Raw genomic sequence first — 26,197 nt, forward strand, 5'->3', positions numbered from 1 at the left:
TATAAAAACAATAAGAGATGGAAAATCCATCTCTTATTTTTAGTTTTAATTATTTAGAGTTTAAGTATTCAATTGCTTGATTTAATACTTTGTCATCAAAATCAACAGAGTTCATTTGAGACATTTCCTCTGGAGTTAATGGAGTTACAGGGAACTCAGGTTTAATTCCAATTCCTTCTACTACTACTCCTTTAGCATCTTTCATTGCTAGAAGAGGCATGTAGAAAGATAGTTTTCCTCCTGCAATAGCATCTCTTGTACCACCGTTGAAGTCATCTGTTGTTCCTAAACCAGCAGTTGCACCAGCACTATAATCTCCTACACTTACAACTTGATCTCCTTGAGATTTTAGCATTAATGTTGTAATCTCTGACATACTTGCACTTCCTTTGTCTGTTAAGATAGCAATAGGAATGTTTGCAGGTATTCCAAATTCATGTGGATGTGTAGTGGCCTCTACCCATGGTGTGTAGTTAAATCTACCATTACCTTCTCTTGTTCTTTGGTAAGCAAATACTTCACTAGAAGTAATGAATCTATCTGAAATAAAGCGAGCGTCAATTACAGCTCCACCACCATTAGAACGTAAGTCAATAACAATTTTCTTAATATCTCCTTTATGTAAAGGGTTTAAGAATACTTGGTAGAACTCCCCTCTGGTTAATACTTGAACAAGACCATTGTTAAATTGGGTAAAGTTATATCCGAAATTTACGTGATTGGTCATCAATCCAATAAAATCACCTACATAATCTGCTGTTTGAGCATTATAAGAAGGTCCATAAGGTCCAATAGTATTGAATTGTGGTAATTGCATATAAGCTACATAGGCTCTTTGAGCAGCCACCATAAGCTCGTCACTTACAATTTCTGTAGCATTGAATTTAGCTACCTCTGCCATATAATTTGCGAATACTTCCGAATTAGGAAATGAATTATATGTCTCTAAAATACCAAAGGTGATATCTCTGATGTTTTCTCTTACTGCCTGGTCCTCAATTGCCTTTAAAGACTCTAAGTCATTTAAAATATCTTGGGTTAATAATAAAGCATTTCCAGGGTCAGGGTTTAAATAATTTTCTGCTAAAGTTATTTTTAAAGTACTTGTTACATTAAACTGATTGTAAGTCAAGTAGAAAATCTCCGGATTTTCTTGTAAACGACCCGCAATGATACCTAAGTTTGTATTGTTTAATACAAAAGCATCTTTCTGAACTCTGTTAACCATATAATTAAACTTCGGAATAAAAGGATAATTAGTTGGTCTTGTTTCCGCTAGCATACCTCCATAGAAAGTAACTGTTCTAATAACATTTTTACTTGTTGCTGGAAATTGAATTTTCACATTAAAGTGTTGGTCGATGATAGGGTCGATAATTTGTTCAAAATACGATTCTGCCATTAGGTAATCCTCGTTAATTTGTCCGTCGTCTTCACCTGGTCTTCCATAAGTTTTTAAGGCTGCGAATTTAGGTAAATACTCTTTATATATAGCATCCCAATCCATACCTTGTTCTTTTTGCTCATAGAAATAATTGTATTGTTGGTCCATTGTTTTCCAAAAGACTACAAATAAATCCTCGTAAGATTGTACATCTGCTGCAGTAAATCTTCTTGGGTCTGTAATGGTAGAATCATCACTAGAACAAGAATTTAATACCGTTAAAGAGGATAAGGCTAAAAGGGAAAACCCTACGATTGCTATTTTATGTTTTATTCTTCTCATTGTCGATGATTTTATTAAAATTTATACGCTGCTCCTAAAGTAACCATGTAAGTGTTTCTTACTACTTTAGAACCTGGATGATCATATTTATAGGTGTCTGTTAGACCATGCAGATAACTATACCCTGCATAAAAGTCAAGTTCCTTAATGGAGTATCCAAGTTGGATTTGTCCTTGTAATCCCATAGACATTCTATGGTATTGGTTCTCATTTTTCTTCCAGTCATATTTCTCTGAAGCATCCACAAGTGGGAAACTTCCATCAGGTTGTAATTCAGCAAATAAAGGGTAGGTACCTTTTACTTTTGATTTAGCCCAATATTCTGCATAGATTCCTCCTGCAACTTTAATCCAAACTCCATCTGAGGTATAAGGGTTGTTTAATAGATACCCCCCAATAGATAAAGGAACTGAGATAAAATCATTATTGTACTTTGAATGCCAACCTTCGCGAGAATTAGTTCTTTCAAAGTCGTAGTTTCTTTGCATATAAGAAATACCAGAAGCTACAAAAAGGTCTTTATACACATTCATCTCAAAGCTTGTGTTGATAGCAAAACCTCCTCTTGAAGTGTACTTAGAGTCCACAAGGTTAGAAATATTTGCGCTTAAATTGGTATTAGTATACCCGGCATCTAGCCCAACTTTAAAGCGCTTGACTTTTTGATCTGTTTGATCATTTGGTTGTGTTTGTGCATGCATTGCCATGCTGAACACAGACAGAATAATAGCGGTTAACCCACTAAATTTTGAAGAAATCATAATTTACTATTTTTTGATTGCTCCAAAATAGCACTATTTTACTTAATTTTAAATTAAAATTAACATAAAATTTACTTGGGTGTTTCTGGAAACAAATGTATATAAATTATTAATGTGCTGTATTTTGGTAAAAATGTACTTTTTTTATCTGTTTATTGTTTAAATAGTAAATAAAATTCGTATTCGTATTAAGAAGTTGGATTTTTATTACTCTATTTTAATTAGAAGTTTAACGTATAATTGCACTAAGAAACTTTTTTAGTATATAAGTAGAACCAAAATTCAAAAAGGACTATTTTATTTAAAAGATAAATACCGATTATTATGCAGTTTTAATGCATATAGAAAACTAGTTGCTAAAACAAAAAATCCCTCTATTTTAAATAAATAGAGGGAAGTCTTTGAAAGTACTAATCCTTTATAAGGCTTAATAAAGCTATTTATACTTTTATAAGTAGTAATTCTTTTTTATAGTTAGATAAAGCCTGAATGCTACTTTGTAATTGCTTATCAAAGTAATCTACATTGTGCTGAATAAGTTCTTGATAATATAGGATGCCTTGGAGCAGATTGTCTTTGAAGCTTTGTAGCTTTTTTGCTTTTTGCTTAGCATCAGCGACACTTGTGTTTTTTAATTCCTCTTTAAAGTAATCTACATACATTCCAAGTTCTTTGATAAAGAAGTTGGGGCGATTGGGATGATTGATAAGATCCCTTTGACCATAGATATGTTCAATCATTTGCTTTAAGCTTACTTGTTGATTAAAGTAAGCCATATTAGGACCAGGACAAATAACAACTCCTTGTTTTTGACCTTTCAAATCAAGGTTATGTTCCATTAAACTAGGATTAGATAATCCAATACAAAGACATGCTTTTTGTGTGATAGCCTCTTTTTTGTTTTGGTAGACCATCAAGCTAAATTCTTTTCTTTGCGCTTCGAGCTTTTCTAGGGCAATTTTCTGAAACTTAGAAGAAGCACTACAAAGTCCCTTTGGATCATGGCTAGTATCTAAAGCAAGATACTTACGTGTACATGCGCTACCTGGTTTTTCTTGTTTTATACGTTGGTTTTTATAGTAATCATTACTACTGCCTCTTATGGTATTAAAGGGGATGCCTAAAGGAGAGTAGTTGCTTAAAAAAAGATCCTTCTCTTGTGCTTTTTGCAAAAGTTCTCTAGTTGCTTTATCCACCGAAGTAGCCTCTTCTACTAATAAAAAAGGACTGCCCCAACCCACGGAGTCTACCTTGTAATAGTCCAGCAAAAGTTGATGCTCGGCATTTGTTCCCACTCCACCTTGAGCAGATATTTTAATTGGCATTTTATGGGTTGGTACTCTTAACCCTTTTTGGGTTAATGCCGTTTGTAAAAGGGCAAAAGTAGTCTCTTGAAGCTTTTCTTTATTGTCTTTAAATTCTTGTAAGATTGGCCCAAGTAAATAGCCTTGAGTTGCAAAGGCATGTCCTCCACAATTTAAACCAGATTCCACTCTGTATTCACTTACCCATAATCCCTTTTTTGCTAAATAACTTCCTTGTAATAAAGCAGAGCGGTAATCACTTACTTTAAGTACGATCTTTTTGTTGAGCTCTCCCTTTTCACTCGGGAAAAAGTCAGGGAAGGATTCAAAATAAGAAAATAATTTAGGATTCATTCCAGCTGATAAAACAACACTAGAATGCAGATTGCTTTGGGCATATCCCCTTAAAGCAGCATGCGCATCATTGTATAAAGTAGGTAAGGGGGTGTTTTTATCGAAAGCCTGTCTATCTACTTTGGTCATAATATTTACATCTATATCTCCTCCGTGTAAGTGGGTATCTAAAAAATCTTTGATTTTTCTAGAGCAAATATGACCATCTATATACTTTTGAAGTTGCTCTTTTATTACAGAACTCTTAGGTAACATTCCTATAAAGTCTGTAATGGACCCTGGATTGTTTAATAAGTTTTGTTTTAAAGACTCCAAGTTCTTTTTCACAATAGTATCTAAAGTGTTGAGGTAATTGGTTATTCTTTTGGCTCTGAAATCTTCCATTTTTCTGGATATTTTCTCATATGGCAATTTGAATTTTTCACTGTAAAAACAATTGAGTTGTTCCATAAGTTCATCGTCCATCACAGAAACCACAGAAGAGATTCCATATTGGGCTACTCGTATTGGAGTATCAATGGTATAGGCTAATCCCATTACAGGAATGTGAAAAGATTGCATGGGTATTTTCATGGGTGTAGTTTTTTAAAATCCCGGTAAGTTTGGATTAAAAAATAATTTTAACCTTGATATAAATCATAGGATATTTGTTTTCTTTAATGTATTTGCCTTGAGGTGTATAGATGTGTTTTTGTAATTTAGAAATAGCTTTAAGCTTTGATATACCGTGTTTTTAGTGGGAATTTTATAGCAGTGAACTGCATAGAAAAGCACCAAGAAAAATACAATGCTTTTATAAAAATGTAGTAAAATAGTAGCGCTAGGATAAAAAAATAGATATTAAAATCTAGTTTCGTTTTCAAATATGTTATTATTATTATATTTGTATCTCATAAAAAATAATAATGTTAGTACTTAAGAATATATCGTTTAGTTATACACCCGGGAAAACCATCATAAAAGATATTGATTTAGTTTTAGAAAAAGGCGTACACGTGGCTTTAATTGGAGAAAGCGGCTGTGGGAAAAGTACTTTATTAAAACTTATTTATGGTCTGCAGGATTTGGATAAGGGTAATATTTATTGGAATAATAAACCAGTACTTGGTCCAGCTTATAATCTAATTCCAGGAGCAGAAAAGATGCATTACCTAGCTCAGGATTTCGACTTAATGCCTTATACAACAGTAAAGGAAAATGTAGGTAAGCATTTATCTAATACGAACTTACAGGAAAAGGAAGAGCGTATTGATCAGCTTTTAAAGATTGTTGATTTACAAAAGTACGCAGATCAAAAGGTGAAAAATCTAAGTGGTGGACAACAACAACGTGTAGCTCTTGCTAGAGTACTAGCAAGTGATCCAGAGTTGCTTTTATTAGATGAACCATTCTCTCATATTGATTACTCTAAGAGAAGTTCGCTTCGTCGTGGACTTTTTAGTTATTTAAAACAACAAGGTATTAGCTGTATTGTAGCCACACATGATAGTTTAGATACTTTAGGCTTTGCAGATCAAACGATCGTCTTAAAAGAAGGGGAAGTAGTAGATTTAGGACCTACTCATGAGGTATATGAATACCCAAGTAGTAAATATGTAGCTTCTTTATTTGGAGAGGTAAATGAATTGTATTTCTCTGACTTTATGGATAATCCTCAAATTGATGAACTAATGTTAATCTATCCTCATCAGTTAATGCGTAGTAATACCAAAGGTAAATTAGATGTAACCATAGAGGATAACTACTTTAAAGGAGATGGCTATTTAGTTAAATGTGCTTTGACTCCTGAGAGAAGTATTTGTTTTGATAGTCCAGTATATATTCAGCCTGGAACACAGATCAAATTAGCTTTAAAGAAATACCAATAATACCTTAGGTATACCAATATAAAAAAATGTAATCTACTTTTGTGGATTACATTTTTTTTGCTCTATACACAGAGTATAAATTATGTCGCTTAAGAGAAGGTTACTTTATCAGTACCCACGTTGCTCAGTTATATGTGTTTTTTAAACTTATTCTTAACGTTGTCAGATTGAAGGAAGCATTGTTTGATAGTTTGAAATATATCCTCTCTCATTTCTCCCCAGATATGATAATCTGATCCTTCATTGGGGTATTGTATAGTCAAAGCTTCTTTAGAGTAAAAATCTAATAGGTGACCATATAGGTAAGTTTTCAATGGGAATGATTTACCGCATTTGGTCACTTCCTCATCAGGTCGTATAATAAAACAATTAAAGTTCGCATGAGGTAATTCACAACATCCTTTTTCTATTTCTGAATAAGAGGGAACAAAATCTTGACTAGAAGGTAATGATGCAATTATAGACTTGTCTTCATTAACGCTTACTACTAAAAAATATTTAGGCTTTGCTGGCTTGCCATTCTTGAAATAGAATGGATCAAAATATATTATATTACCAGGAACTAACATCTTAATGTGTTTCTAAATAGTCTTTGTAAATTCTTTGCTTCATTTCATCGTGTGCTATTAGATGAGAAAAATCCAAGACAATCTCCGTGTTATTAATTTTTTCTGTATTTAATAGCTCTAACACATTATTCTCTACTGCAGCAATATACCATGGGGCATTTTCTCTATGTGTTATATTAACTAAATCTTTAACTGTATATGTTCCATAGGACGTAATAACCTGATTCATTAGTTTGATATCATTATTACTAAACTCATCATCATTGAAATCGTTTATAGCAATGAAATTACCTTCCTCGTTTTTAGAGATAAAAGACTTTAATATTGATAAATCTTCATTTAAATCAATGAAAATCTCCTCAGAAACTGGACCATACTTCCATACTTTATATTGTAAGTTGAAGAATGGAATCCCACTTTTTTTAATAGATATTTCATCTAACAAGTAAAGCAGCTTTAATATTTTTGTTTTGGACATTTCTCCTAAAGAATTTGATAAATAGATTAAAGTATTACCTATTTTATCAATCTGTTCCTCCGTTAATATAACATACTCTTTCTTAGTCATAAGGGTGAAGTTTTAAGAAGTTATGTTTGTTTTGATATATCATTGTATTTAACTTAAATACAATGAGTTACTTTGTTTTAGTATATGTTGCAAATGTACACATTTTAAATGTTAAAACTAATATAAAACTAATGCAAAAGTGATAAATACCTAACATAGAGTTAAGACACACCTAAGGATAGATAGGAGGTATATGCCAATATAAAACTTTTAAAACGCAATCGTACAGATACTAAAAACCTAGGATGACTCTAATTTTTGAATCATTTTTAGTAATAAAATACTTGAATATATAAAAAGATGTAAAGAATTTATCTACTATAAAGGGTCTAAAATAACAAAGGGGCTGTCTCAACTGAAACAGCCCCTTTTTATGCTTTTATTATTTTTTGTTTTTTAAGTGTTTTTCTAAGAATTGATCTTGCTCCCATAAAGTGTGCATGATGTTTTCTTTAGCAACATATCCATGGCTTTCTTTTGGTAGGATAACCATTCTAACTGGAGCTCCTAATCCTTTTAAAGCTTGGAAATAACGCTCTGTTTGAAGAGTGAATGTTCCAGAGTTGTTATCTGCCTCTCCGTGGATTAATAACATTGGAGTTTTCATCTTCTCTGCATTCATAAATGGAGACATATCGGTATACACCTCAGGTGCTTCCCAATAGTTTCTTTGCTCTAATTGGAATCCAAAAGGAGTAAGAGTTCTATTATAAGCCCCACTACGCGCGATTCCTACAGCGAATAAATCGGAATGTGTAAGTAAGTTAGCTGTCATAAATGCTCCATAAGAGTGACCTCCAACTCCAACTCTTGAACGATCAATGTATCCAAGGTTGTCTACTGCATCAATAGCCGCTTTACCATTGGCAACTAATTGCTCAACGAAAGTATCGTTAGGCTCCTGTGTACCTTCTCCAACAATTGGGAAAGAAGCGTCATCTAATACTGCATATCCTTTATTTACCCAGTAGATAAATGAACCATAGCTAGGGAAAGTAAAAGCATTAGAGTTATTAGTTACTTGTGAAGCACTATTTCTATCTTTAAATTCTCTTGGGTAAGCCCAGATTAATAAAGGTAGTTTTTCTGTTTTATTTTCTTTATCATATCCCTTAGGAAGGTATAATGTTCCAGAAAGTGGAAGACCATCTTCTCTTTGGTAAGTAATGATTTCTTTGTGTACTCCTTCTAAAGCCTTGAATGGATTTTGGAAGTGAGTAATTGGTGTTAAGCTATTTTTCTTATCAATATTTAATAAGTAATAGTTAGGATATTCTGTTGGACTTTGGATAGAAACTAGCACTAATCCTTTTTTAATATCTTCTATACTTTGAATATTTTCAGCTTTATCTGTATAAGTCGACTGATAAAGTCTTTTTGTTTTTAAAGTCTTTGTATTGAACTGATCAATAAAAGGGAATTGTCCTTTTGGTGTGAAACCACTTCCAATTAAGTAAAGGTTGTCATTGTTAATAAGTAAAACATTTCTACCAAATTGGTTTCTAGTAAATTCAAAATTTCCTGGATCACTATAGGCATCTTGTGAGTTTCTATCCTCGATTAAAACACCTGAGTCTTCTTTAGTAGGGTCGAATAAGAAAGCTTTGATATTACGAGTGTCAAACCACTGCTCATATACTACTGCTAAGTGCTCATTCCCCCATCCAATTCCTGAGAAACGTTGTTTTAATTTAATTAAAGGTTGTGGATTTTGGTTAAATGGTGCATCCCAAGAAAACAGTTGGTCTCTATATTCAACCTCGATATTTGGATCTCCTTGATCTAATGCCTCTACGTAGTATAAAGTAGCAGCTTTGTCTGCTCTCCAGTTCATGCTTCTTTTCCCTTCTCTAACAGCCATAAAACCTTTTGGAGAAATTTCATTAAGCTCCAATTGGTTTACTACCTTAATTAAGTTCCCATTTAAGTCATAAACTGAACTTTGCATTGGGAAACGGTTTAATGGCACTAGGTAAGAGAATGGTTTTTGTAATGCACTAACTAAAACATATTGTCCATCAGGGGAGAAACTTTGATTTAAGTATAAATCTCCTTTTTTAAACAAAGTGCTATTACCTTGCATATCCACTGTGTGAAGTTCAGAAGTAACTAAGGTTTCAAAGTTAGCTTCATCAGCCTTGTTTTTAAGTAAGTCTTGGTAAGTTCTATTAGAAGAAACTACTCCTTCACTTACAGAAACAATTGGTCCTGCAGGTATATTTTTACTTGTATCAATTAATGGTTTTCTATTAGATGGAATAACATTAACTAAGATTCTTTTGTTGTCATTATACCAAGAAATAGGATTCCCTAAGTTGGCATTTAATGTAGCATCGGTTAATTGGGTTGCAATGGCTGTTTTTACATCCACTACCCACAATTGTGTTCCGTTAGCTACCGAGTTTGTAAAGGCAATTTTACTTTGATCTGGAGACCATGTAATATTGCTAATGCGAGCTTTAGCAGGTAAGTTTTTTACTTGAACCTCTACTGTAGAGCCAACTTGCCCTATTTTAAGGTTAGTTACAAATGTAGTTGTGCTAGAAATGTTTGCATCTACATTGATTCGAAGTCCAGCTAATTTGATTTCATTTAAATTCAGGTCTTCCAAAGTTTTGTAAGTATCGCGATAAGATAGCAACATATATTGCATGTCTTTATCTATTGATACAGCTGGGGCTCTTTGGAATTCTGCTAATTCTAAAATCTCAGATGATGGCATCTGGTAGGTAACATTTTCTTGTGCGTACATGGCGCTTACTAGGAATAAGGATAAAATTGTTGTTCTGATTATTTTCATTAACAATAGGTTTGGTTAGTGGCACGAATATAGATTAAATATTTGAAATCTACTTGCTTATAAGCCTAATTAATCCCTAAATAGGGCCACCTTGATTGAATTATTGTTATTTTTGTTAGGTAATTAAATCAAATTCAACCAATGTATAGATCTAAAATAACAGGATTGGGTTACTATGTTCCAGATAATATAGTTACCAATGATGATTTATCCAAGATTATGGATACCAACGATCAGTGGATTAGAGAAAGAACAGGTATACAAGAAAGAAGACATGTTTCTTTACCAGAGGATAGTACCTCTACCATGGGAGTGAAAGCTTCAAGAATTGCAATGGAGCGTGCAGGTGTAGAACCTAAAGACATTGATTTTGTGGTTTTTGCTACATTAAGTCCGGATTATTATTTTCCTGGACCTGGAGTTACTTTACAAAAAGAATTGGGATTAGATACTGTAGGAGCATTAGATATTAGAGCCCAGTGCTCAGGATTCGTTTATGCTTTATCCGTAGCAGATCAATATATTAAAACAGGGATGTACAAAAACATCTTAGTAGTAGGTGCTGAAGTACAATCTAAAGGATTAGATTTTACCACTAGAGGAAGAGCTGTTTCTGTTATTTTCGGAGATGGTGCTGGTGCTGCGGTTTTATCTCGCAGTGAAGATCAAAGTGGGATTTTATCTACCCATCTTCACTCGGAGGGACAATATGCCGAGGAACTTGCCTTAACTGCTCCTGGTATGGGAGGTAGATGGGTTAGTGATATTTTAGCCGATAATGACCCTTTAGATGAGAGTTATTTCCCACATATGAATGGTCAATTTGTTTTTAAAAATGCAGTAGTTCGCTTTAGTGAGGTAATCAAAGAAGGTTTAAAAGCAAATAACTTAGAGGTAAAGGATATTGATATGCTAATTCCTCATCAGGCCAATTTGAGAATCTCTCAGTTCATTCAGCAAAAGTTCGAATTAAGAGATGATCAGGTATTTAATAACATTCAATATTTTGGAAACACAACCGCTGCTTCTATTCCAATTGCCCTAACTCAAGCCTTTGAACAAGGTAAGATTCAAAAAGGGGATATCGTAGTTTTAGCCGCTTTTGGAAGTGGATTTACATGGGGAAGTGTTGTTTTAGAATGGTAAAAAACGTATATTAGCTTAAAGTTAAGTTAATATTTGTATGAAATTCGAGAAAATTAACAATAAGGGTCAAGCTAGATTATTTGAGAATCCTTATTTAGAGATGCTAACAAAGGGGAATCCTTTGGTGATTTGGGGAATGTATATTCCGCTACTTTCGTATATATTATATGTAGGATACTCTACCTATTATCTAAGTGGTTTAGCTTTGGTAATATTGTTTTTTTCAGGAGTTCTTTTTTGGACGTTTTTTGAATACTTAGCCCATAGGTATTTGTTCCATATGGTAAGTGAAAACAAAAGTTTAGCTCGAGTAGCGTATATTTTTCATGGTAATCACCATCACTTTCCAAGGGACAAACAAAGGCTTTTTATGCCACCAGTACCAAGTATATTGTTGGCAGGAATTATTTTTGGTATACAGTATCTAATTCTAGGAGGATACACCTTTGGGTTCTTTCCTGGTTTTATGATTGGGTATTTACTATATGCTTCTATGCATTATGCTATACATGCATTTGCTCCACCATTTAAGTTTATGAAGCCTTTATGGAGAAATCACCATCTTCATCATTATAAGGATGAAGAGTTAGGATTTGGGGTAAGTAACACTTTTTGGGATAGAGTCTTTGGAACGATGTTTGACTTAAACAAAGAAAAAGAGGACAAGGAAAAAGTGAAAGAGCTAATGTTTGAGAAAAAACAAAAGTAAAACGTATCTTTTAAGAATATAGAAAAATAAATATCACTTATACATTTTAAGTAAAACAGGAAAGTATGGCTTTGTCTTTATAAAAGATAAGGCCATATTTTTTTTAGTAGCGTTTATTAATAAAATAATAAGCAAGTCCTCCCAAAAAATAAAGAACTACATCTATAGGATCTTGCGTGTATCTAAAGGTTACTTTTGGAAGGTAATATTCAAAATACACACTATAGAAACTAGCTACTAATAAAACCAAATAGATAGGTAAAGTAAGTAAAGGATCCCTTTTTATTTTTCTAACAATAAATAAACTTATACTTAAAATAATAGGCAGGGTTAAAAAGTCATTCACATAATTGTTGATCCAAGGATAAAGCGGCATACCTGTTCTTTGGCAAATGTAAATACTAGTTGCAATAAAGACACATAACCCCCAAAGAAGCTGTTTAAAGGATATATTTAGCAAAAACTTATCTTGGCTCATAAAATGGTTTTAAGCTAGTATCATGGAGATTATATAGGCAAAAATAGCTCCGATTGTCATCACCACAACATATACTCCTTTTATTAGACGAACTACACCTCTTACAAGAATATTGGAGTGGTTTTCTAGGGCTTGAATCTTCTTTTCAATTTTAGTGGGTGGGCGATTAATTTCCTCTTGAATTCTTTTCTCCACCACCTTTTTTTGAGCAAGTTCTCTTTTGAGTTGAATGTTTATTATTTCATTGCAATTCGAGCAGTAATCTTGGTTTACATTTTCTGTTCTACAATTTTGACAAATAATATAATGTTTAGACATCTTAAAAGATCTGATTAAAATTAATTTTGCAAAGATGCGTATATTAATAGGTTAAAAAAAATGCTTTAAAAAACTTCGAATTCTTAACCTATTTGTCAGTAGCAAAATCCATAGATATTTAAAAAATAGCAATAGTTTGTTATTACTCCTTCTCTATTTTTTCCCATAAACTTGGTGCAATCAAGTTTGCATTTATTTGTTCTCCCCAAATTAAATTGGCTAAATGAGGGTTGTCAATAAAGGGATTTCTATTGCCTTGGGCATAGGTGTTTTCTTTATTACCATGATACAGGTTTCTTTGTAGCTCAATAATAGAAGGGGGATCTTGTGCATTCCATTTTAAAAGTAATTGTACCATATCTCTTTGACCTGTGATAGGGTCTACAAGTAAAGGTAAACTAGCAATATTGGTTGGCAAACACTGCTGATCATATCTAAGGTACATATATAAAAGCATACGAGCTACATCTCCTTTCCACTCATCTCCAGGATACCACATACCATTGGCTAAAGCCCTAGAGTTACCTTGAGCATCTCCAAATTTCTTATTTCCTCTTTCTTCATTAATTAGTCCATTAATTGGACGTAAGTTATGGGCATCATTTCCTGCTACATAAGCAATAGTGAGATCCATGGTAGAGTTACTTGTTTGCAAGGTTGGATTAGCTCTACTTTTGGCATATACGTGTTCTCTTTCCCATTTTTTCCAACGCTCATTGGCAGTAGTATACCTTTGATCCTTTGGAAAGGAGCGAAGTTCCGAAATGGTTTTCTCCTGTCCTTTTGGCCATCCGTAAATAAGTAAAACATTATCCGGATTATCTGGATCTTGGTCGGTTATTTTACTAGCCTCCCATATACCTGGTGTATAAGAAAGGGGAGTTTGGGTTTTAGTTACTAATTCGCGTAACGCACTTTGTAAAGCAACTCCTCTTAGGGTGAAGTCTATTTGTTTATAGTAGGCCTTTTGATCTTGTTCTATTGGAATATAATCGGCATTATTTTCTCCAGGTTTTTCTGGAGGAAGAACAGGATCTGTAGGAGGCTCAGGTTTTTCTACCGGTGGGGTAGTCTCCACTAAGGTATCGTCCGAAGAGGAACAACCATGGATAGATAATATAAAAACACTAAGAAGTGGTAAGAGTATTTTTCTGAACATAAAGCCGATAGTTTAAAGTGGGAATTGTTAATTCTGCTACTAAGTTATTAAGTATTTAGTAGTTAAAAAAAACAATTCCACTTTTTTAACCTATTTTAAGTTCTATTTTCTATTGAGTTCTTGTTCTACTCTAGAGGTAGATCTACTATTTTTAAGGCCTTTGTCGATGGTGTAAATTACATTTAAACTAAGTGCTCTGCTATCCCAATAATTGAAAAAAAGCAAGGGGACTCCATTGCTTTGTCCATAGTTTCTTGGCATACTCTTGAAAATATCCGTAGCTCTTAAAGTAATATGAAGTTTGTTTTTTAAGAGCTTTAAACTCCAGTTCATATCTAAGTTAGAATAGGGGGACTCATGGGAATTTTGGTAAACACTTTTAAAGTAGTAAGTATAGGTAAAAGAGAAGGCTAAGGTTTTATTCGAGTTTAAATTAAAGGAGTTTGAGCTAGAGGCATAGGCACTCCATCCCTTGGTATCTGGATCTGTTTTTTGTATAATTCGCGTCTTCTTATAGCTAAAGCTCAGCTCATTAGAGGTGTTCCAAAAGGGTAAGGGCTGTAAAGCATAGTTTTGAATAAGGCCAATTTCTTGGGTGTTTAAATAATTCATCCATATAAAGTTGTTTTCATTGGTATCTGGGTTTATTTGGGGCACTTGAGTAAAGAGATTTTTATACTTATTGTAAAATAAAGTGGCATTATAATTGGAAATCACACTATGAATAGCAATACTTTGGGTTTTAACAGGAGTTAAAAATGGATTGCCCTCATTATAGGAATAATAGGTATTATACACTCTTGAAGGATTAAGGCTCTCGAAGCTTGGACGTTGTAAACTTCTATCATAAGAGATGCTCCATTGGTTGTTGCTCTTATCTTTATAGGAAAACAATAAAGAAGGTAGGTAGTGAAAAAAGGATTGTTTTAGCGGTGTTTGCTTGGTTAGTAATAAGGAATTAGTTTGCATAGCCTCTAGTCTAAGGCCTACTTTGAAGTAGAGATCTTGTGTTAATTCTCTGGCCATTGAACCATAAATACTTTGATTATTCTCCTTATAGATATAAGTGTCATTAATTAGTTTTATTGGCAGGTTTTCTAAAGTATGATCTTCTAGCATGCCACTTAGGTTATTTGTGCTTTTAGAATGCCATAAACGACCGCCAAAAGAAAGGGAGTTTTTACCAAAAATAAGGTCTGTGTCTACTTTAAATACAATGCTGTTAACTTTGTTTTTGTTATAGCTACTACTTTGCATTAAAAGTTCCTGGTATGAGGGATTGGGGAAATTCACATAACTATCTGTGGAGTTACTCTCTGGACTATTGTTGGAGATTTGGCTTAAATCTACCGATAATTTACTACCCAAGGTATCTATGGTGTAAGTAGTATATAGACTAAAGATGTTTTGTCTATAGTTTTGCTTTGTCGCCCCTGGGCCTGTGAGGGTTTTTATAAGGTTTTTATCTTGTATTACTTTTGTGTTTTCGTTAGTAATACCTTTGTAATTGTAGGAATTATTACTATACTGTAATCCCACCTCCCATAAAGAACTTAGTTGCATAGAAGAGAAAATGCGAAAATTGTAGAATAAATTCTTAGCGTTGGTTTTACTTTTTGACTCCCAGGTTTGCAGAGGATAAAAAATATTGTTATTCCACTGTCTTAAAAACCTTCTATCTCCTAGATTGCCTTGAGCTTGTAAATGGAAATTATCTTTGTTCAAATTTAAAGAGGCGTTATAACTTTGAGAGGACTTTTCGGATCTTCTATAATTACCACCAAAACTAGCATAATAGGTTTGTTTAAGTGGTTTTTTAGTAATTATATTCACCACAGCTACATTACCACTAGCTTGGTACTTAGCCCCAGGGGAGCGCAGAAGCTCAATGGATTTGATATCTGAGGCGCTTGTATTTTGAAGGTATTGGTTTAGTTGTTCCTGGCTTAAGTAGGTCTGTTTGCCATCGATAAGTAAGATTATACCACTTTTACCACTAAGGTGTAGTTCTTGGTTTTTTATAGTAAATCCAGGTAATAACTCCATAGCCTCCATGGTATTTAAATTTATAGCAAGGGGATTGTTTTGCACATTATAAATGACCTTGTCTTTGCTGTGTTGTAGAATTTTTTCTTTAGTTGTAATAGTGATGTTTTCTAATTGGGTATCTAGTGAGTTATCGGTATCTAGGAAGATCTTACCTAGATCCAAGTCACTATTTAAAAGAATGTTTTTTTGCCAAAATAAATTATTCTGTTCTATCAATAACAGGTATTCTCCCTTTTCTAGGGCTTTGTGAAATCTTCCGTCTTGCTCAATTTTGGTTGGATAGGATATAAGATTGGAAGTATTGATGATTTCTAAGGTGTAATTTGTATCTTGTTGCTCAAGGTTTACAAAGTTTCCCTTTACGACTACTTCTTGGGCGCAGAGTAAGAAACTACATAATAGTAATACAATAGTAAAAATAATATTTCGCATGATGTTTTTTTCAAATATGATTATTCTACTACTGGTTTATTCTGCTTTTTCGACCAAAGGTCTCTTTTATGCGTCCTCTTAAACTAACCATGTATTTTATGCTTTAAAGTAGTAAAGTGGGCTTTAGTCGTAGTTTATTGGTAGTTGGTCGAAAATAGACAGTAAAAGTGGTTGTTCTAGCTTATATTTGAGGGATAAATTTTATTAATTGTATATGCCAAAGTCTACCATAATTTGGATTCATAGTGTGTTTTGGGTGCTTTTTATTTTAAATGCAGGGTTAGTACCCAACACTAATGAGACTTATGATTTACTTTTTGATTGGACACTAAAAAAACAGGATGAACTGGGATCAGTATTTTATTTCCGTTGGTATGAAGCTTTTTTTACATTAATCTGCATGATTAGCTTCTATATTAATTACTTTTTTGTCATCCCTAAATTCTTCTATTCCAAAAATATTGGGCGTATTTTACTAGGGGTATTATGCGCCTTTGCTAGTTTTATCATTGTTCGCTTTATAGTGGAAGAGCTTCTACTTTTATGGTTTATAGGTGTAACAAATTATAATAAAGGTGTTGGTCCTTTATTTTATATCTATGACAACTTATATTACGGTAGCTATTCTGTTTTCTGTTGTATTATAATGTGGCTTTATGTGCATTATATGCAAGTTCAAAAGGATTATATTCAAGCTTTAGAGAATAAAAACAAAGCAGAAATGAGTTTCTTACGATCTCAGATTAATCCTCATTTTATGTTTAATACATTAAATAATATCTACTCTTTAGTATATCAAAAGAAAGATACAGCTTTAGATGCCATAGAACAGCTTAGTGAATTAATGCGTTATGTTACCTATTATTCCCATAAGGAGCAGATAGAATTAGAAAAGGAAATAGCCTATATTCAAAGTTATATTGAATTGGAGGAGCTCAGGTTTGCTAGTAAAAGCAATGTAGTATTTACCACAGCTATTTGCAATGGCTCGGTTTTGGTATTCCCACTTTTATTTATTCCTTTCGTTGAAAATATTTATAAACACGCACTCTTAGATGATACTAACTTTACTACGATAATCTATTTAAAACAGACTTCAGAAAAGATTGTTTTTAAAGTAGAGAATCACTTTGTTGAAAAGCAAAAGGATCACCAAGGTGGAGTAGGGATAGAGAATGTAAAAAAGAGATTAGCTCTTTTTTATCCTAATAAACACTCTATCTGTATCGTTAAGGATAAAGATAAGTATACATGTGAAATGCAAATTAATCTATGAACAAGTTAACCTGTTATATTTTAGAAGATGAGCCACAGGCTATTTCTCTTTTAGAACAATATATATTAAAAATACCCGCACTAGAGCTTATAGGCTCAAATACTAGCGCTTTAAAAGGGGTTAGTTTTTTACAAGACAATCCAGTAGACATTGTTTTTATTGATATCCAGATGCCCGACTTAACAGGGATTCAAGTGATGAGTATACTAGGGAGTAATCAGAAATATATTATAACCTCTGCCTATAGTGAATATGCTTTAGAAGGCTATAAGCACAACGTGCTAGATTATCTATTAAAGCCCATTAGCTTTAATCGTTTTTTTGCCAGTTATACTAAAGTGAAAAACTTATTGGAAAGCTTTGTAGTTGCAAAGGGAGAGAAAGAGGTCCTTGGGCAAAGTTCAAGAGAACAAACCTTGGAAAGGCAAGAAGAGTTTTTGTTTATTAAAACAGATTTAAAGTGGGTGAAGATTGCATTTTCGGACATTTTATTTGTACAAGGACTAAAGGATTATTTACAAATTCACCTAGAAAATGAAAAGCTGATTAGCCTTGGAACCATGCAAGGGTTACTAGATAAGTTAAAGGGAGACAACTTTATGCGTATTCATAAATCCTATATTGTAAACTTAGCAAGGATTGATAGTATAGAGAGAAATCGTTTGTTTATACAAGAACATATTATCCCTATTGGTTCTACTTATCAAGGGGAGTTTCAACAGTGGTTTGAAGGCAATAGGTGTTAAGTAGACTATTAGGTAGGTATATAAAATAATAAAGTCCGTCTTAAAAAAGACGGACTTTATTATATAATTAATTGACTCTAGTTTAGTTCCAAAGATTTTCTGCCTTTGGTCCACCCCAAATTTGGGTAGCTAAATTAGGATTGTCAATAAATGGGTTTCTGTTCCCTTGAGCAAATTCATTCTCTAAATTTCCTAAGTAGTCGTTTCTTTGTACTTCTACTTGGGATACTGGATCTTCTGCATTCCACTCTAAAAGGATGTTAACCATATTTGGATCCATTTCATTTGTTTGCCCAATAGCAACTCCTGTAGGTAGACATTGGTCTTGGTAGCGAACATACATGTACATCATCATTCTAGCTACATCCCCTTTCCACTCATCTCCAGGGTACCATCCGTTTTCTACTTTACCAGAGAATCCTTCTCCATCGATGAACAATAAGTTTCCACGAGCTGCATTCCATTGTACATCACTTGCTCTTAAGTTATGTGCATCTGTTCCTGCATCTGGAGATCTATTACTTCCAATTAATTTTGGAGTAGCTAACGATTTTGCATAAACGTGTTCTCTATTCCAATCCCCTTTGTTGCCACTATTTTTGTTTTTTCCTCTTGTATAAGCTTGTTGACCTGTTGTCACACCTTTATGTCCATAAAGTAAATAAACCTCATTTCCCTCTGGGGTTAAGTCGGTATTTTTAATATGATCCCACATATAGTTAAGTTCTCTAGTGTGAGCATCTTTAGTTAAAAGGTGTAATTCTGAAAATAACTGCTCTCCTGTTTTTGAAAAATCTACTGATTGGTAGTATTCCTTTAAATCTGCAGGAATAAGGTAAGTAGAATCATTTGGTTCACTAGGTTCATTCGGTTCACTAGGCTCATTTGGCTCATTTGGCTCATTCGGCTCATTAGGTTTTTCAATGCCATCTAAATGTGCTTGGTCACTATTTGAACAAGAAAAAGCGCTAAAGCTTAATGCTAAAGCCAATACGATAAAAGAGATTTTTTTCATTTTAAAAATCTAGGGGTAATTTTAATAGGTTAGTATTTGTTTAAAAAGAAAAAACTATTTGTTTTTTCTGTGCAATAAAGCCATATAGAATCCATCAAAACCAGATTGGTGAGAAAGAATTTTGTGGTCTTCCACAAATTCGAAATCTTTTCCAGCCTCGCTTTGTAAGAACTTTTGGATTTGATCCTGGTTCTCTGATGGTAAGATAGAACAAGTAGCATAAACAAGTTTTCCTCCAGGTTTTAAGATTTTAGAATAATCTTGTAATACCTGTTGTTGTACTTGGCGGATGTTTTCTACAAATTCTGGTTGTAATTTCCATTTACTGTCTGGGTTTCTTTTTAGAACACCAAGTCCACTACATGGAGCATCAATTAGAACACGGTCTGCTTTTTCGTGTAATTTTTTAATGGTTTTTGTTCCCTCAATAATACGGTATTCGATATTGAAAGCAGCATTTCTTTTTGCACGGATTTTTAATTGCTTTTGTTTACTTTCGTAAATATCCATAGCAATAATTTGTCCTTTATTTTGCATTAAAGAAGCTAAGTGAAGTGTTTTTCCACCTGCACCAGCACAAGTATCCACTACGCGCATACCTGGTTGTACATCTAAAAGAGGTGCAACAAGCTGAGAAGAAGCATCCTGTACTTCAAAAAGTCCTTCTTTAAACGCATCGGTTAAAAATACGTTTGCTCTTTCCTTTAAAATTAATGCATCTGGGTAATCTTGTGGTAGAATAGTTTCAATATCCAAGTCCATTAAGATTGCATGTAATTTCTCTCTTGTAGTTTTAAGGGTGTTTACACGTAAAATAACCTGTGCAGGTTGATTTTGTGCAGCAATTTCCTTACTCCAAGTTTCTTCTCCTAATTCTTTTACTCCTAATTCATCGATCCAATCTGGAATAGCTTCTTTGAACTTTCTAGTTTTAGTAAGTTCATCAAAACGTCCTTTGATACGACGAGCTGGAGTGTTTTCAAAATACTTCCAATCTGGAAGAGTAATTCCTCTTAAAACAGCCCATACTGCGAATATGCGCCAAATATCATCTCTAGTATATGGTTCTTTTACCTCGGCGATTTCCGCGTACAGTCTTTTCCATCTAACGATCTCGTAAATTGTTTCTGCAACGAATTTACGGTCGGTAGATCCCCATCGTTTATCTTTTTTCAAAGCTCTAGCAACCATTTTATCTGCATATTCTCCTTCATTGAAGATTGCCATTAAAGAGTCGATTACTGTAAATACAAGGTTTCTGTGTAGTCTCATTATTATAATGTATTTTATAAAAATAGCCCACAAAGATACGTTTTTGTGGGCTATTAACTATTAATATTAAGTTATTTTATAGGGTATCTCTCCTTTAAAATTACTTATTTTCTCTATACTTCTTGAGTAAACTACGATTAAAATCATCTTCTGCCTTTTTTAAGATCAAAATCTTCTTATTGGAAATCACCTTTTGGGCATCTTTAATGAATTGTTTTCTAGTGGTAAAATAATCACTATCAAAGTTTAAAAGCTCATTTACTTTAGCTGTTGCCTGACTTTGGGACAAATCTTCAATAGCCGATATATCCGAGTCTTTTATAAAACGCACAATATCATTGTGACGTAATTCATGCATTTTTTTATCGTAATTGGTGTAGATAGGCCAAAATTTCTCTGCTTCCTCTGGTGTTAGATCCATAACAGAGCTTAAATGGGCAATTTTTAAGGAACGAATCTGATCCGCTTTGTTTTGTCCTATAAGTTGAAAAGAGCCTAAAAAGACGATTATAAGGAGGATAATTTTATTCATTGTTAATCAATTAAGTAATACTCAAGGTCTAAATTTGTTAGTACGTAGTCGTTTAATTCCTGATTGTTAATACGGATATTTTTTTCTAATTCTAAAATATCCTCTTGATCGAAGGAATTAATAAATTCGGTAGATAATCCAAGGTGAGTATCATACTGAATATAGTCTTGTAATTCATCATTGCTAAAAGCATTCTTCGAATTACTTAGCTGGATGATTTGCAGTGCCAAAACAAGCAATATACTTGCTGCGATGCCCATGTAATAGTATTTTCTTTTAGTTTTAAGCTTTACTATTGTAGGTTTTTGGACATTTTGGTCTTGTTCAATTTTATTTAGCAGTCTTTTTGAAAAGTCATCAAAGTACTCTTGTGATGGCATTTTAAAAGGCTGGTTGTTGTTAAAAGGATCTTTTTGCATAGGTAATGTATTATAACCTTTTCTTGTTAGACTATTATTTTATCTAAAGGTTTAATGGTCTTTTAAAAAATGTTCTATTTTTTTTACAGCGTGGTGGTAAGAGGCCTTTAAGGCGCCAACACTAGTTTGTAATATATCGGACATAGATTGATAATCCATGTCTTGAAAATACTTCATTTTAAAGACGAGTTGTTGTTTTTCCGGAAGTGCATTTACCGCTTTTTGCAAGAGAATACTGGCATTAGAGTAATCAAAATACTCATCTTGCTGTAAGTCTTGTATAATAATTTCGTTGATTTCTTGGTTGGATATTTTATTCTTTTTGGCTTTGGCCTTTAAAAAGTCCAGGCTCTGGTTTGTGGCTATGCGATACATCCACGAGAATAACTGGCTTTCTCCTTTAAAGGAATCTATATTTTGGTAGATTTTGATAAAGGTCTCCTGTAGTACATCATCGGTATCGTCATGATTTAAGACAATAGTTCTAATATGTAAGTACAACCTTTTTTGATAAAGCTCTACTAACTGGGCAAATGCAGTATGCTTTGTCAAGGGGTCTTGCAGTTGTTTAAGTAAAGTATCGTGGTTATCGTTCAAAAATACAGGGTATAAGAATAGTTATTCATGTAAAAATGTAAAAATAGATAAACAGATGGATATTTAGCTATAGGATGCTTACTTTTGTAAAAAAAATTATAAAATGATACGTACAGTTATTTTTGATATGGATGGTGTTATTGTAGATACTGAACCTGTTCATCATTATGCCTACCACCAACACTTTGAAGAATTAGGGATTGATATGACTCCACAGATGTATAATTCTTTTACTGGAGGATCAACAAAGAATACTTACGATAAAATTAAACAAGTATTTCCTATTACTATAGATACGGGGGAACTTGTGTTGCGTAAACGAGCTATTTTTAATGATGCTTTTGATACTAAACCAGATTTGGAATTAATCCAAGGAGTAGAGAAGTTAATCCACGATTTACATGCTCAAGGGTTAGAATTAATTGTTGCTTCTTCTGCTTCAAAGAGTACTATTAACCGCGTTTTTAAGCGTTTTAACCTATACCCTTATTTTACCCATATTGTAAGTGGGGAGGATTTTGAGAAAAGTAAGCCAAATCCAGCTATTTTTGTGCATGCTGCTAGTTTGGCAAAATGCAGTGAGCATAAAGAGTGTATTGTAATTGAAGACAGTACCAATGGTATTAAAGCTGCAAACGCTGCGGGAATAAAAGTAGTAGGGTACAAGAGTATAAATTCTAAAGACCAGGATTATTCAACGGCGGATTTTATAGTGGAGTGCTTCACCCATATTGACGTTCCTTACATACAAGGTTTATAATACAAAGACAAGGCTTTTCTATGGTCCTTTCCTCTTGGATTTTAGTAGACAAAAGTATAATAATCCAAAAGCCTATACCTTTTTCAAGACATAGGCTAGGGTAAGAGCCTTAGGTTTAGTGTGCAAAGTAATTCAAAGCGCTTTTTGTTTTAAAAATGCGGCTTTTTTATTAACTTTGCTTTTTTATAACATTAGTAAAATACATAGATGTTTCACAGATATATTAAATTAGGTATCGCTGGAGTATTATTTGCTTTAGCTATTTGGCAGTTTGTTGAGAGTAATATTGGGAATGGAATTTTCCTTTTATTTTTAACAGCAATCGTAATCTTGTTATATTACAAGAATGAATTTATTTTATTGGCATTTTTAAAACTTAGAAAGCAAGATTTCGAAGGAGCAAAAAAATGGTTAATGAAAATTAAAGATCCAGAAACTGCACTTGTACGCAAACAAAACGGTTACTATAACTACTTGCTTGGTATTATGAGTTCTCAGACTAATTTAAATGCATCAGAGAAATACATGAAAAAAGCCGTTGAGTTAGGTCTTAATATGGACCAAGACTTGGCTATGGCTAAATTACAGTTAGCAGGTATTGCAATGACTAAACGCAGAAAGATTGAAGCTACTAAACTTTTATCTGAAGCTGTTAAGTTAGACAAACAAGGTATGTTAAAAGACCAAGTTAAAATGATGAAAGAGCAAATGAAAAGGATCTAATTCCTTTTTATAGAAATATTAAAAAAAGCTGAGTTAGTTTTCTAACTCAGTTTTTTTTTTCACCTACCTAGAAGGGTGATTTACTGTCCATATTATGGTTTATCTTATTACAATTTCTTATAAGCAATATTCTAGAATTACCATATCTTTTAATTGTATGCCATTTTCCACAATTGGCTTGTCATAGTTTTGGATAAAGAAATTTTTTCGTACACCACTTTTTACAAAGCCATTTTTTTGATAGAAGTTAATTTGTCGATCGGCAATATCTGGTGTGCCTACAATTAACTTTTCATATTTCCCCTTTAGCAACTCTTTAATGAACTGCATGAAAACAGTGCCATATCCTTTGTTTTGAAACTTTGGATCTATAGCTATGTTTTTTAACTCCACTGTACCAGAGTCTATTTTGTAAAGGCAAAATACCCCTATGGTTTGCCTTTGCTGTTTTCCAAGGTAGACTTTGGAGTCAAATACATATTTATCTATTGCCTGTTTTGTCTCATCTGCTAGTAGCAAAAGGCTATAAGGAGTTGGGCTTTGATTGTCTAATAATTCAAATTCAATAGTGTTTTCTAACATGATAAGGCGCTATAAAAGGAGTGTTTTTCTATAAAACAAATATAACACAAAGCCAGGGGAATGTATAAAGAAGTAAGGAGGGATTCATTGCATGAAAAAAGAGAGAACTTCAATCTATCAGCTATCTACTCACTTTGAATATTGTGTTGACTAAAATTTTCTAGTAAACTAAAAGATTACTAGGTGTTTGAATAAAATAAAAGCACCCTAAGTAAATTTACTTAGGGTGCTTTTATATCTATTACTTTTACAAAAGTATTATTGTATTTTCTCTGAAGTAAAACGAAGTTTTACACTTGGGAATTTACTTTGTGTCATTTGGATAGAGAACTCACTATCGGCTAAGAATACTAATTGACCTGATTTATCATGAGCTAAGAATTTTTGCTTGATACGCTTGAATTCTTTGAACTCTTCATTCTTTGGATCATCAGGACTTACCCAACATGCCTTATAAGCAGGGAAGTTTTCATAGATACACTTTGCTCCATATTCATGCTCTAAACGGTATTGAATTACTTCGTATTGAAGAGCACCAACTGTTCCAATAACTTTACGTCCGTTCATCTCAAGGGTGAATAACTGAGCAACTCCTTCGTCCATTAACTGGTCGATTCCTTTTTCTAATTGCTTAGATTTCATTGGATCGGCATTGTTAATATAACGGAAGTGCTCTGGAGAGAAGTTAGGGATACCTTTAAAACTCATGATTTCTCCTTCCGTTAGGGTGTCTCCAATTTTGAAGTTACCAGTATCGTGTAATCCTACGATATCTCCTGCGAAAGAAATATCTACAATTTCCTTTTTCTCTGCAAAGAAAGCATTAGGAGAAGAGAATTTTAGTTTCTTCCCTTGTCTAACGTGTAAATATGGTTTGTTTCTTTCAAAGGTTCCAGATACAATTTTCACAAAAGCCAAGCGGTCTCTGTGCTTTGGATCCATGTTAGCGTGGATTTTAAATACAAAACCTGAGAAAGAATCTTCTCTTGGTTCAACTACTCTTGTGGTAGATTCTTTTGCAGTAGGAGAAGGCGCGATTTCAATGAAACAATCCAAAAGCTCTCTTACTCCGAAGTTATTTAAAGCAGAACCAAAAAATACAGGCTGAAGTAACCCATCTTTGTATTCTTGAGCATTAAATTCAGGATAGATACCCTCTACAATTTCTAAGTCTTCTTTTAAAGTATTTGCACTTTTATCTCCAACAAGGGCATTTAATTCTGTAGAGTAGATGTCTTTAATGGAGATAACATCATCAATATTTTTACGACTATCATCGCTAAAAAGGTTGACGTTTTTTTCCCATATATTATAGATACCTTTAAAATCAGCTCCCATTCCAATAGGGAAGCTAAGTGGGGTTACTTTTAATTGTAGTTTTTGCTCTACTTCATCCATTAAATCAAAAGCATCACGACCTTCTCTATCTAATTTGTTGATAAAGACAATCATAGGGATGTTTCTCATTCTACAAACTTCAACTAATTTCTCGGTTTGTTCCTCTACCCCTTTAGCCACGTCAATTACAACAATAACACTATCTACAGCAGTTAATGTTCTAAAAGTATCTTCAGCAAAATCCTTGTGTCCAGGTGTATCTAAAATGTTTATTTTTTTATCTTTATAATTAAAGGCTAAAACAGAGGTAGCAACTGAAATCCCTCTTTGGCGTTCAATTTCCATAAAGTCAGAAGTAGCTCCTTTTTTTATTTTATTGTTCTTCACTGCTCCAGCCTCTTGAATAGCTCCACCAAAAAGAAGTAACTTCTCTGTCAAAGTTGTTTTACCAGCATCCGGGTGCGCAATTACCCCAAATGTCCTTCTGCGATCGATTTCCTTTAAAAAACTCATTATTAAAAATTTTAGTCTACAAAAGTAGGTATATTTCCTTGAAATAGGTAGTTTTTATTTTATAAGGATTTTGTAAAACTAAATACAACGGGGTTTTGGGCGGTTTTTAAAACTAAATAATATATTAAAATGTTAGGTTTTCCAGCTCTAAACCACTTATTTTGAAATTAGCATTACATATTA

The 26,197-nt window shown here is 33.3% G+C and carries 24 protein-coding genes; 7 read left to right on the plus strand and 17 right to left on the minus strand.

The genetic code is table 11. From position 1 onward, the window contains the following. Positions 1-49: 49 nt before the first annotated feature. The 3 genes from ACYSNM_RS09580 to ACYSNM_RS09590 all read right to left on the minus strand — a co-directional run bounded on the left by ACYSNM_RS09580 (position 50) and on the right by ACYSNM_RS09590 (position 4,718). Positions 50-1,726 carry a S41 family peptidase gene (locus ACYSNM_RS09580; protein WP_461756687.1) on the minus strand — a complete coding sequence of 559 codons (1,677 nt, stop codon included), beginning with the start codon at positions 1,724-1,726 and terminating at the stop codon, positions 50-52. Positions 1,727-1,740: 14 nt separating this feature from the next. After that, on the minus strand, positions 1,741-2,487 hold the full coding sequence (locus ACYSNM_RS09585) for an outer membrane beta-barrel protein (protein WP_461756688.1): 747 nt from the start codon (positions 2,485-2,487) through the stop codon (positions 1,741-1,743). A gap of 440 nt (positions 2,488-2,927) precedes the next feature. Continuing rightward, positions 2,928-4,718: a hypothetical protein gene (locus tag ACYSNM_RS09590; RefSeq protein WP_461756689.1), complete on the minus strand. Its 1,791-nt coding sequence runs from the start codon at positions 4,716-4,718 to the stop codon at positions 2,928-2,930. Positions 4,719-5,050: 332 nt separating this feature from the next. On the opposite strand from ACYSNM_RS09590, the gene ACYSNM_RS09595 reads away from it, so the two are divergent. Continuing rightward, a complete protein-coding gene (locus ACYSNM_RS09595; RefSeq protein WP_461756690.1) occupies positions 5,051-6,013 on the plus strand; it encodes an ABC transporter ATP-binding protein in 963 nt (320 codons plus the stop codon). Between the two features lie 128 nt (positions 6,014-6,141). On the opposite strand, the gene ACYSNM_RS09600 is transcribed toward ACYSNM_RS09595, so the two are convergent. The 3 genes from ACYSNM_RS09600 to ACYSNM_RS09610 form a co-directional block, all read right to left on the minus strand. Continuing rightward, entirely contained in the window at positions 6,142-6,582 is a 441-nt protein-coding gene (locus tag ACYSNM_RS09600; protein WP_461756691.1) for a hypothetical protein, read from the minus strand. Between the two features lies 1 nt (position 6,583). Continuing rightward, on the minus strand, positions 6,584-7,150 hold the full coding sequence (locus tag ACYSNM_RS09605) for a Panacea domain-containing protein (protein ID WP_461756692.1): 567 nt from the start codon (positions 7,148-7,150) through the stop codon (positions 6,584-6,586). 382 nt (positions 7,151-7,532) lie between these two features. Next, positions 7,533-9,950 carry a S9 family peptidase gene (locus ACYSNM_RS09610; protein ID WP_461756693.1) on the minus strand — a complete coding sequence of 806 codons (2,418 nt, stop codon included), beginning with the start codon at positions 9,948-9,950 and terminating at the stop codon, positions 7,533-7,535. A gap of 141 nt (positions 9,951-10,091) precedes the next feature. Here ACYSNM_RS09610 and ACYSNM_RS09615 point away from each other — a divergent pair, with 141 nt between their 5' ends. Next, complete coding sequence (locus ACYSNM_RS09615) at positions 10,092-11,096, plus strand: 3-oxoacyl-ACP synthase III family protein (RefSeq protein WP_461756694.1); 1,005 nt, start codon at positions 10,092-10,094, stop codon at positions 11,094-11,096. Between the two features lie 37 nt (positions 11,097-11,133). After that, complete coding sequence (locus tag ACYSNM_RS09620; protein ID WP_461756695.1) at positions 11,134-11,805, plus strand: sterol desaturase family protein; 672 nt, start codon at positions 11,134-11,136, stop codon at positions 11,803-11,805. Between the two features lie 103 nt (positions 11,806-11,908). On the opposite strand, the gene ACYSNM_RS09625 is transcribed toward ACYSNM_RS09620, so the two are convergent. From ACYSNM_RS09625 to ACYSNM_RS09640, 4 genes are all read right to left on the minus strand, one after another. Beyond that, positions 11,909-12,283 (minus strand): hypothetical protein, encoded by a 375-nt coding sequence (locus ACYSNM_RS09625; RefSeq protein WP_461756696.1) that lies wholly within the window; start codon positions 12,281-12,283, stop codon positions 11,909-11,911. Positions 12,284-12,292: 9 nt separating this feature from the next. After that, positions 12,293-12,601, minus strand: coding sequence for a hypothetical protein (locus ACYSNM_RS09630; protein WP_461756697.1), 309 nt, complete (start codon positions 12,599-12,601; stop codon positions 12,293-12,295). 142 nt (positions 12,602-12,743) lie between these two features. After that, positions 12,744-13,760, minus strand: coding sequence for an endonuclease I family protein (locus tag ACYSNM_RS09635; RefSeq protein ID WP_461756698.1), 1,017 nt, complete (start codon positions 13,758-13,760; stop codon positions 12,744-12,746). A gap of 102 nt (positions 13,761-13,862) precedes the next feature. Beyond that, positions 13,863-16,241 (minus strand): TonB-dependent receptor domain-containing protein, encoded by a 2,379-nt coding sequence (locus tag ACYSNM_RS09640; RefSeq protein ID WP_461756699.1) that lies wholly within the window; start codon positions 16,239-16,241, stop codon positions 13,863-13,865. Between the two features lie 214 nt (positions 16,242-16,455). Here ACYSNM_RS09640 and ACYSNM_RS09645 point away from each other — a divergent pair, with 214 nt between their 5' ends. Together ACYSNM_RS09645 and ACYSNM_RS09650 are read left to right on the plus strand one after the other, a co-directional pair. Further along, positions 16,456-17,517, plus strand: a complete 1,062-nt coding sequence (locus ACYSNM_RS09645; protein WP_461756700.1) for a sensor histidine kinase — start codon at positions 16,456-16,458, stop codon at positions 17,515-17,517. Beyond that, entirely contained in the window at positions 17,514-18,263 is a 750-nt protein-coding gene (locus tag ACYSNM_RS09650; protein WP_461756701.1) for a LytR/AlgR family response regulator transcription factor, read from the plus strand. The genes ACYSNM_RS09645 and ACYSNM_RS09650 overlap by 4 nt, the downstream gene beginning before the upstream one ends. Positions 18,264-18,345: 82 nt before the next feature. Here ACYSNM_RS09650 and ACYSNM_RS09655 read toward each other — a convergent pair whose 3' ends face one another. From ACYSNM_RS09655 to ACYSNM_RS09675, 5 genes are all read right to left on the minus strand, one after another. Continuing rightward, entirely contained in the window at positions 18,346-19,278 is a 933-nt protein-coding gene (locus tag ACYSNM_RS09655) for an endonuclease I family protein (RefSeq protein ID WP_461756702.1), read from the minus strand. 54 nt (positions 19,279-19,332) lie between these two features. Further along, complete coding sequence (locus ACYSNM_RS09660) at positions 19,333-20,550, minus strand: RsmB/NOP family class I SAM-dependent RNA methyltransferase (RefSeq protein WP_461753000.1); 1,218 nt, start codon at positions 20,548-20,550, stop codon at positions 19,333-19,335. A 100-nt stretch (positions 20,551-20,650) separates the two neighbouring features. Further along, entirely contained in the window at positions 20,651-21,082 is a 432-nt protein-coding gene (locus ACYSNM_RS09665; RefSeq protein WP_461756703.1) for a hypothetical protein, read from the minus strand. 2 nt (positions 21,083-21,084) lie between these two features. Beyond that, on the minus strand, positions 21,085-21,501 hold the full coding sequence (locus ACYSNM_RS09670) for a hypothetical protein (protein ID WP_461756704.1): 417 nt from the start codon (positions 21,499-21,501) through the stop codon (positions 21,085-21,087). A gap of 51 nt (positions 21,502-21,552) precedes the next feature. Then, positions 21,553-22,098, minus strand: a complete 546-nt coding sequence (locus ACYSNM_RS09675) for an RNA polymerase sigma factor (RefSeq protein WP_461756705.1) — start codon at positions 22,096-22,098, stop codon at positions 21,553-21,555. A 103-nt stretch (positions 22,099-22,201) separates the two neighbouring features. Here ACYSNM_RS09675 and ACYSNM_RS09680 point away from each other — a divergent pair, with 103 nt between their 5' ends. Next, positions 22,202-22,858, plus strand: coding sequence for an HAD family hydrolase (locus ACYSNM_RS09680; protein ID WP_461756706.1), 657 nt, complete (start codon positions 22,202-22,204; stop codon positions 22,856-22,858). A 207-nt stretch (positions 22,859-23,065) separates the two neighbouring features. Further along, positions 23,066-23,581 (plus strand): DUF2892 domain-containing protein, encoded by a 516-nt coding sequence (locus ACYSNM_RS09685; RefSeq protein WP_461756707.1) that lies wholly within the window; start codon positions 23,066-23,068, stop codon positions 23,579-23,581. Between the two features lie 117 nt (positions 23,582-23,698). On the opposite strand, the gene ACYSNM_RS09690 is transcribed toward ACYSNM_RS09685, so the two are convergent. Together ACYSNM_RS09690 and ACYSNM_RS09695 are read right to left on the minus strand one after the other, a co-directional pair. Further along, positions 23,699-24,163, minus strand: coding sequence for a GNAT family N-acetyltransferase (locus ACYSNM_RS09690; protein WP_461756708.1), 465 nt, complete (start codon positions 24,161-24,163; stop codon positions 23,699-23,701). A 258-nt stretch (positions 24,164-24,421) separates the two neighbouring features. Next, complete coding sequence (locus ACYSNM_RS09695; protein WP_461756709.1) at positions 24,422-26,014, minus strand: peptide chain release factor 3; 1,593 nt, start codon at positions 26,012-26,014, stop codon at positions 24,422-24,424. Positions 26,015-26,197: the final 183 nt, after the last annotated feature.

This window comes from Myroides sp. LJL116 (assembly GCF_054871685.1).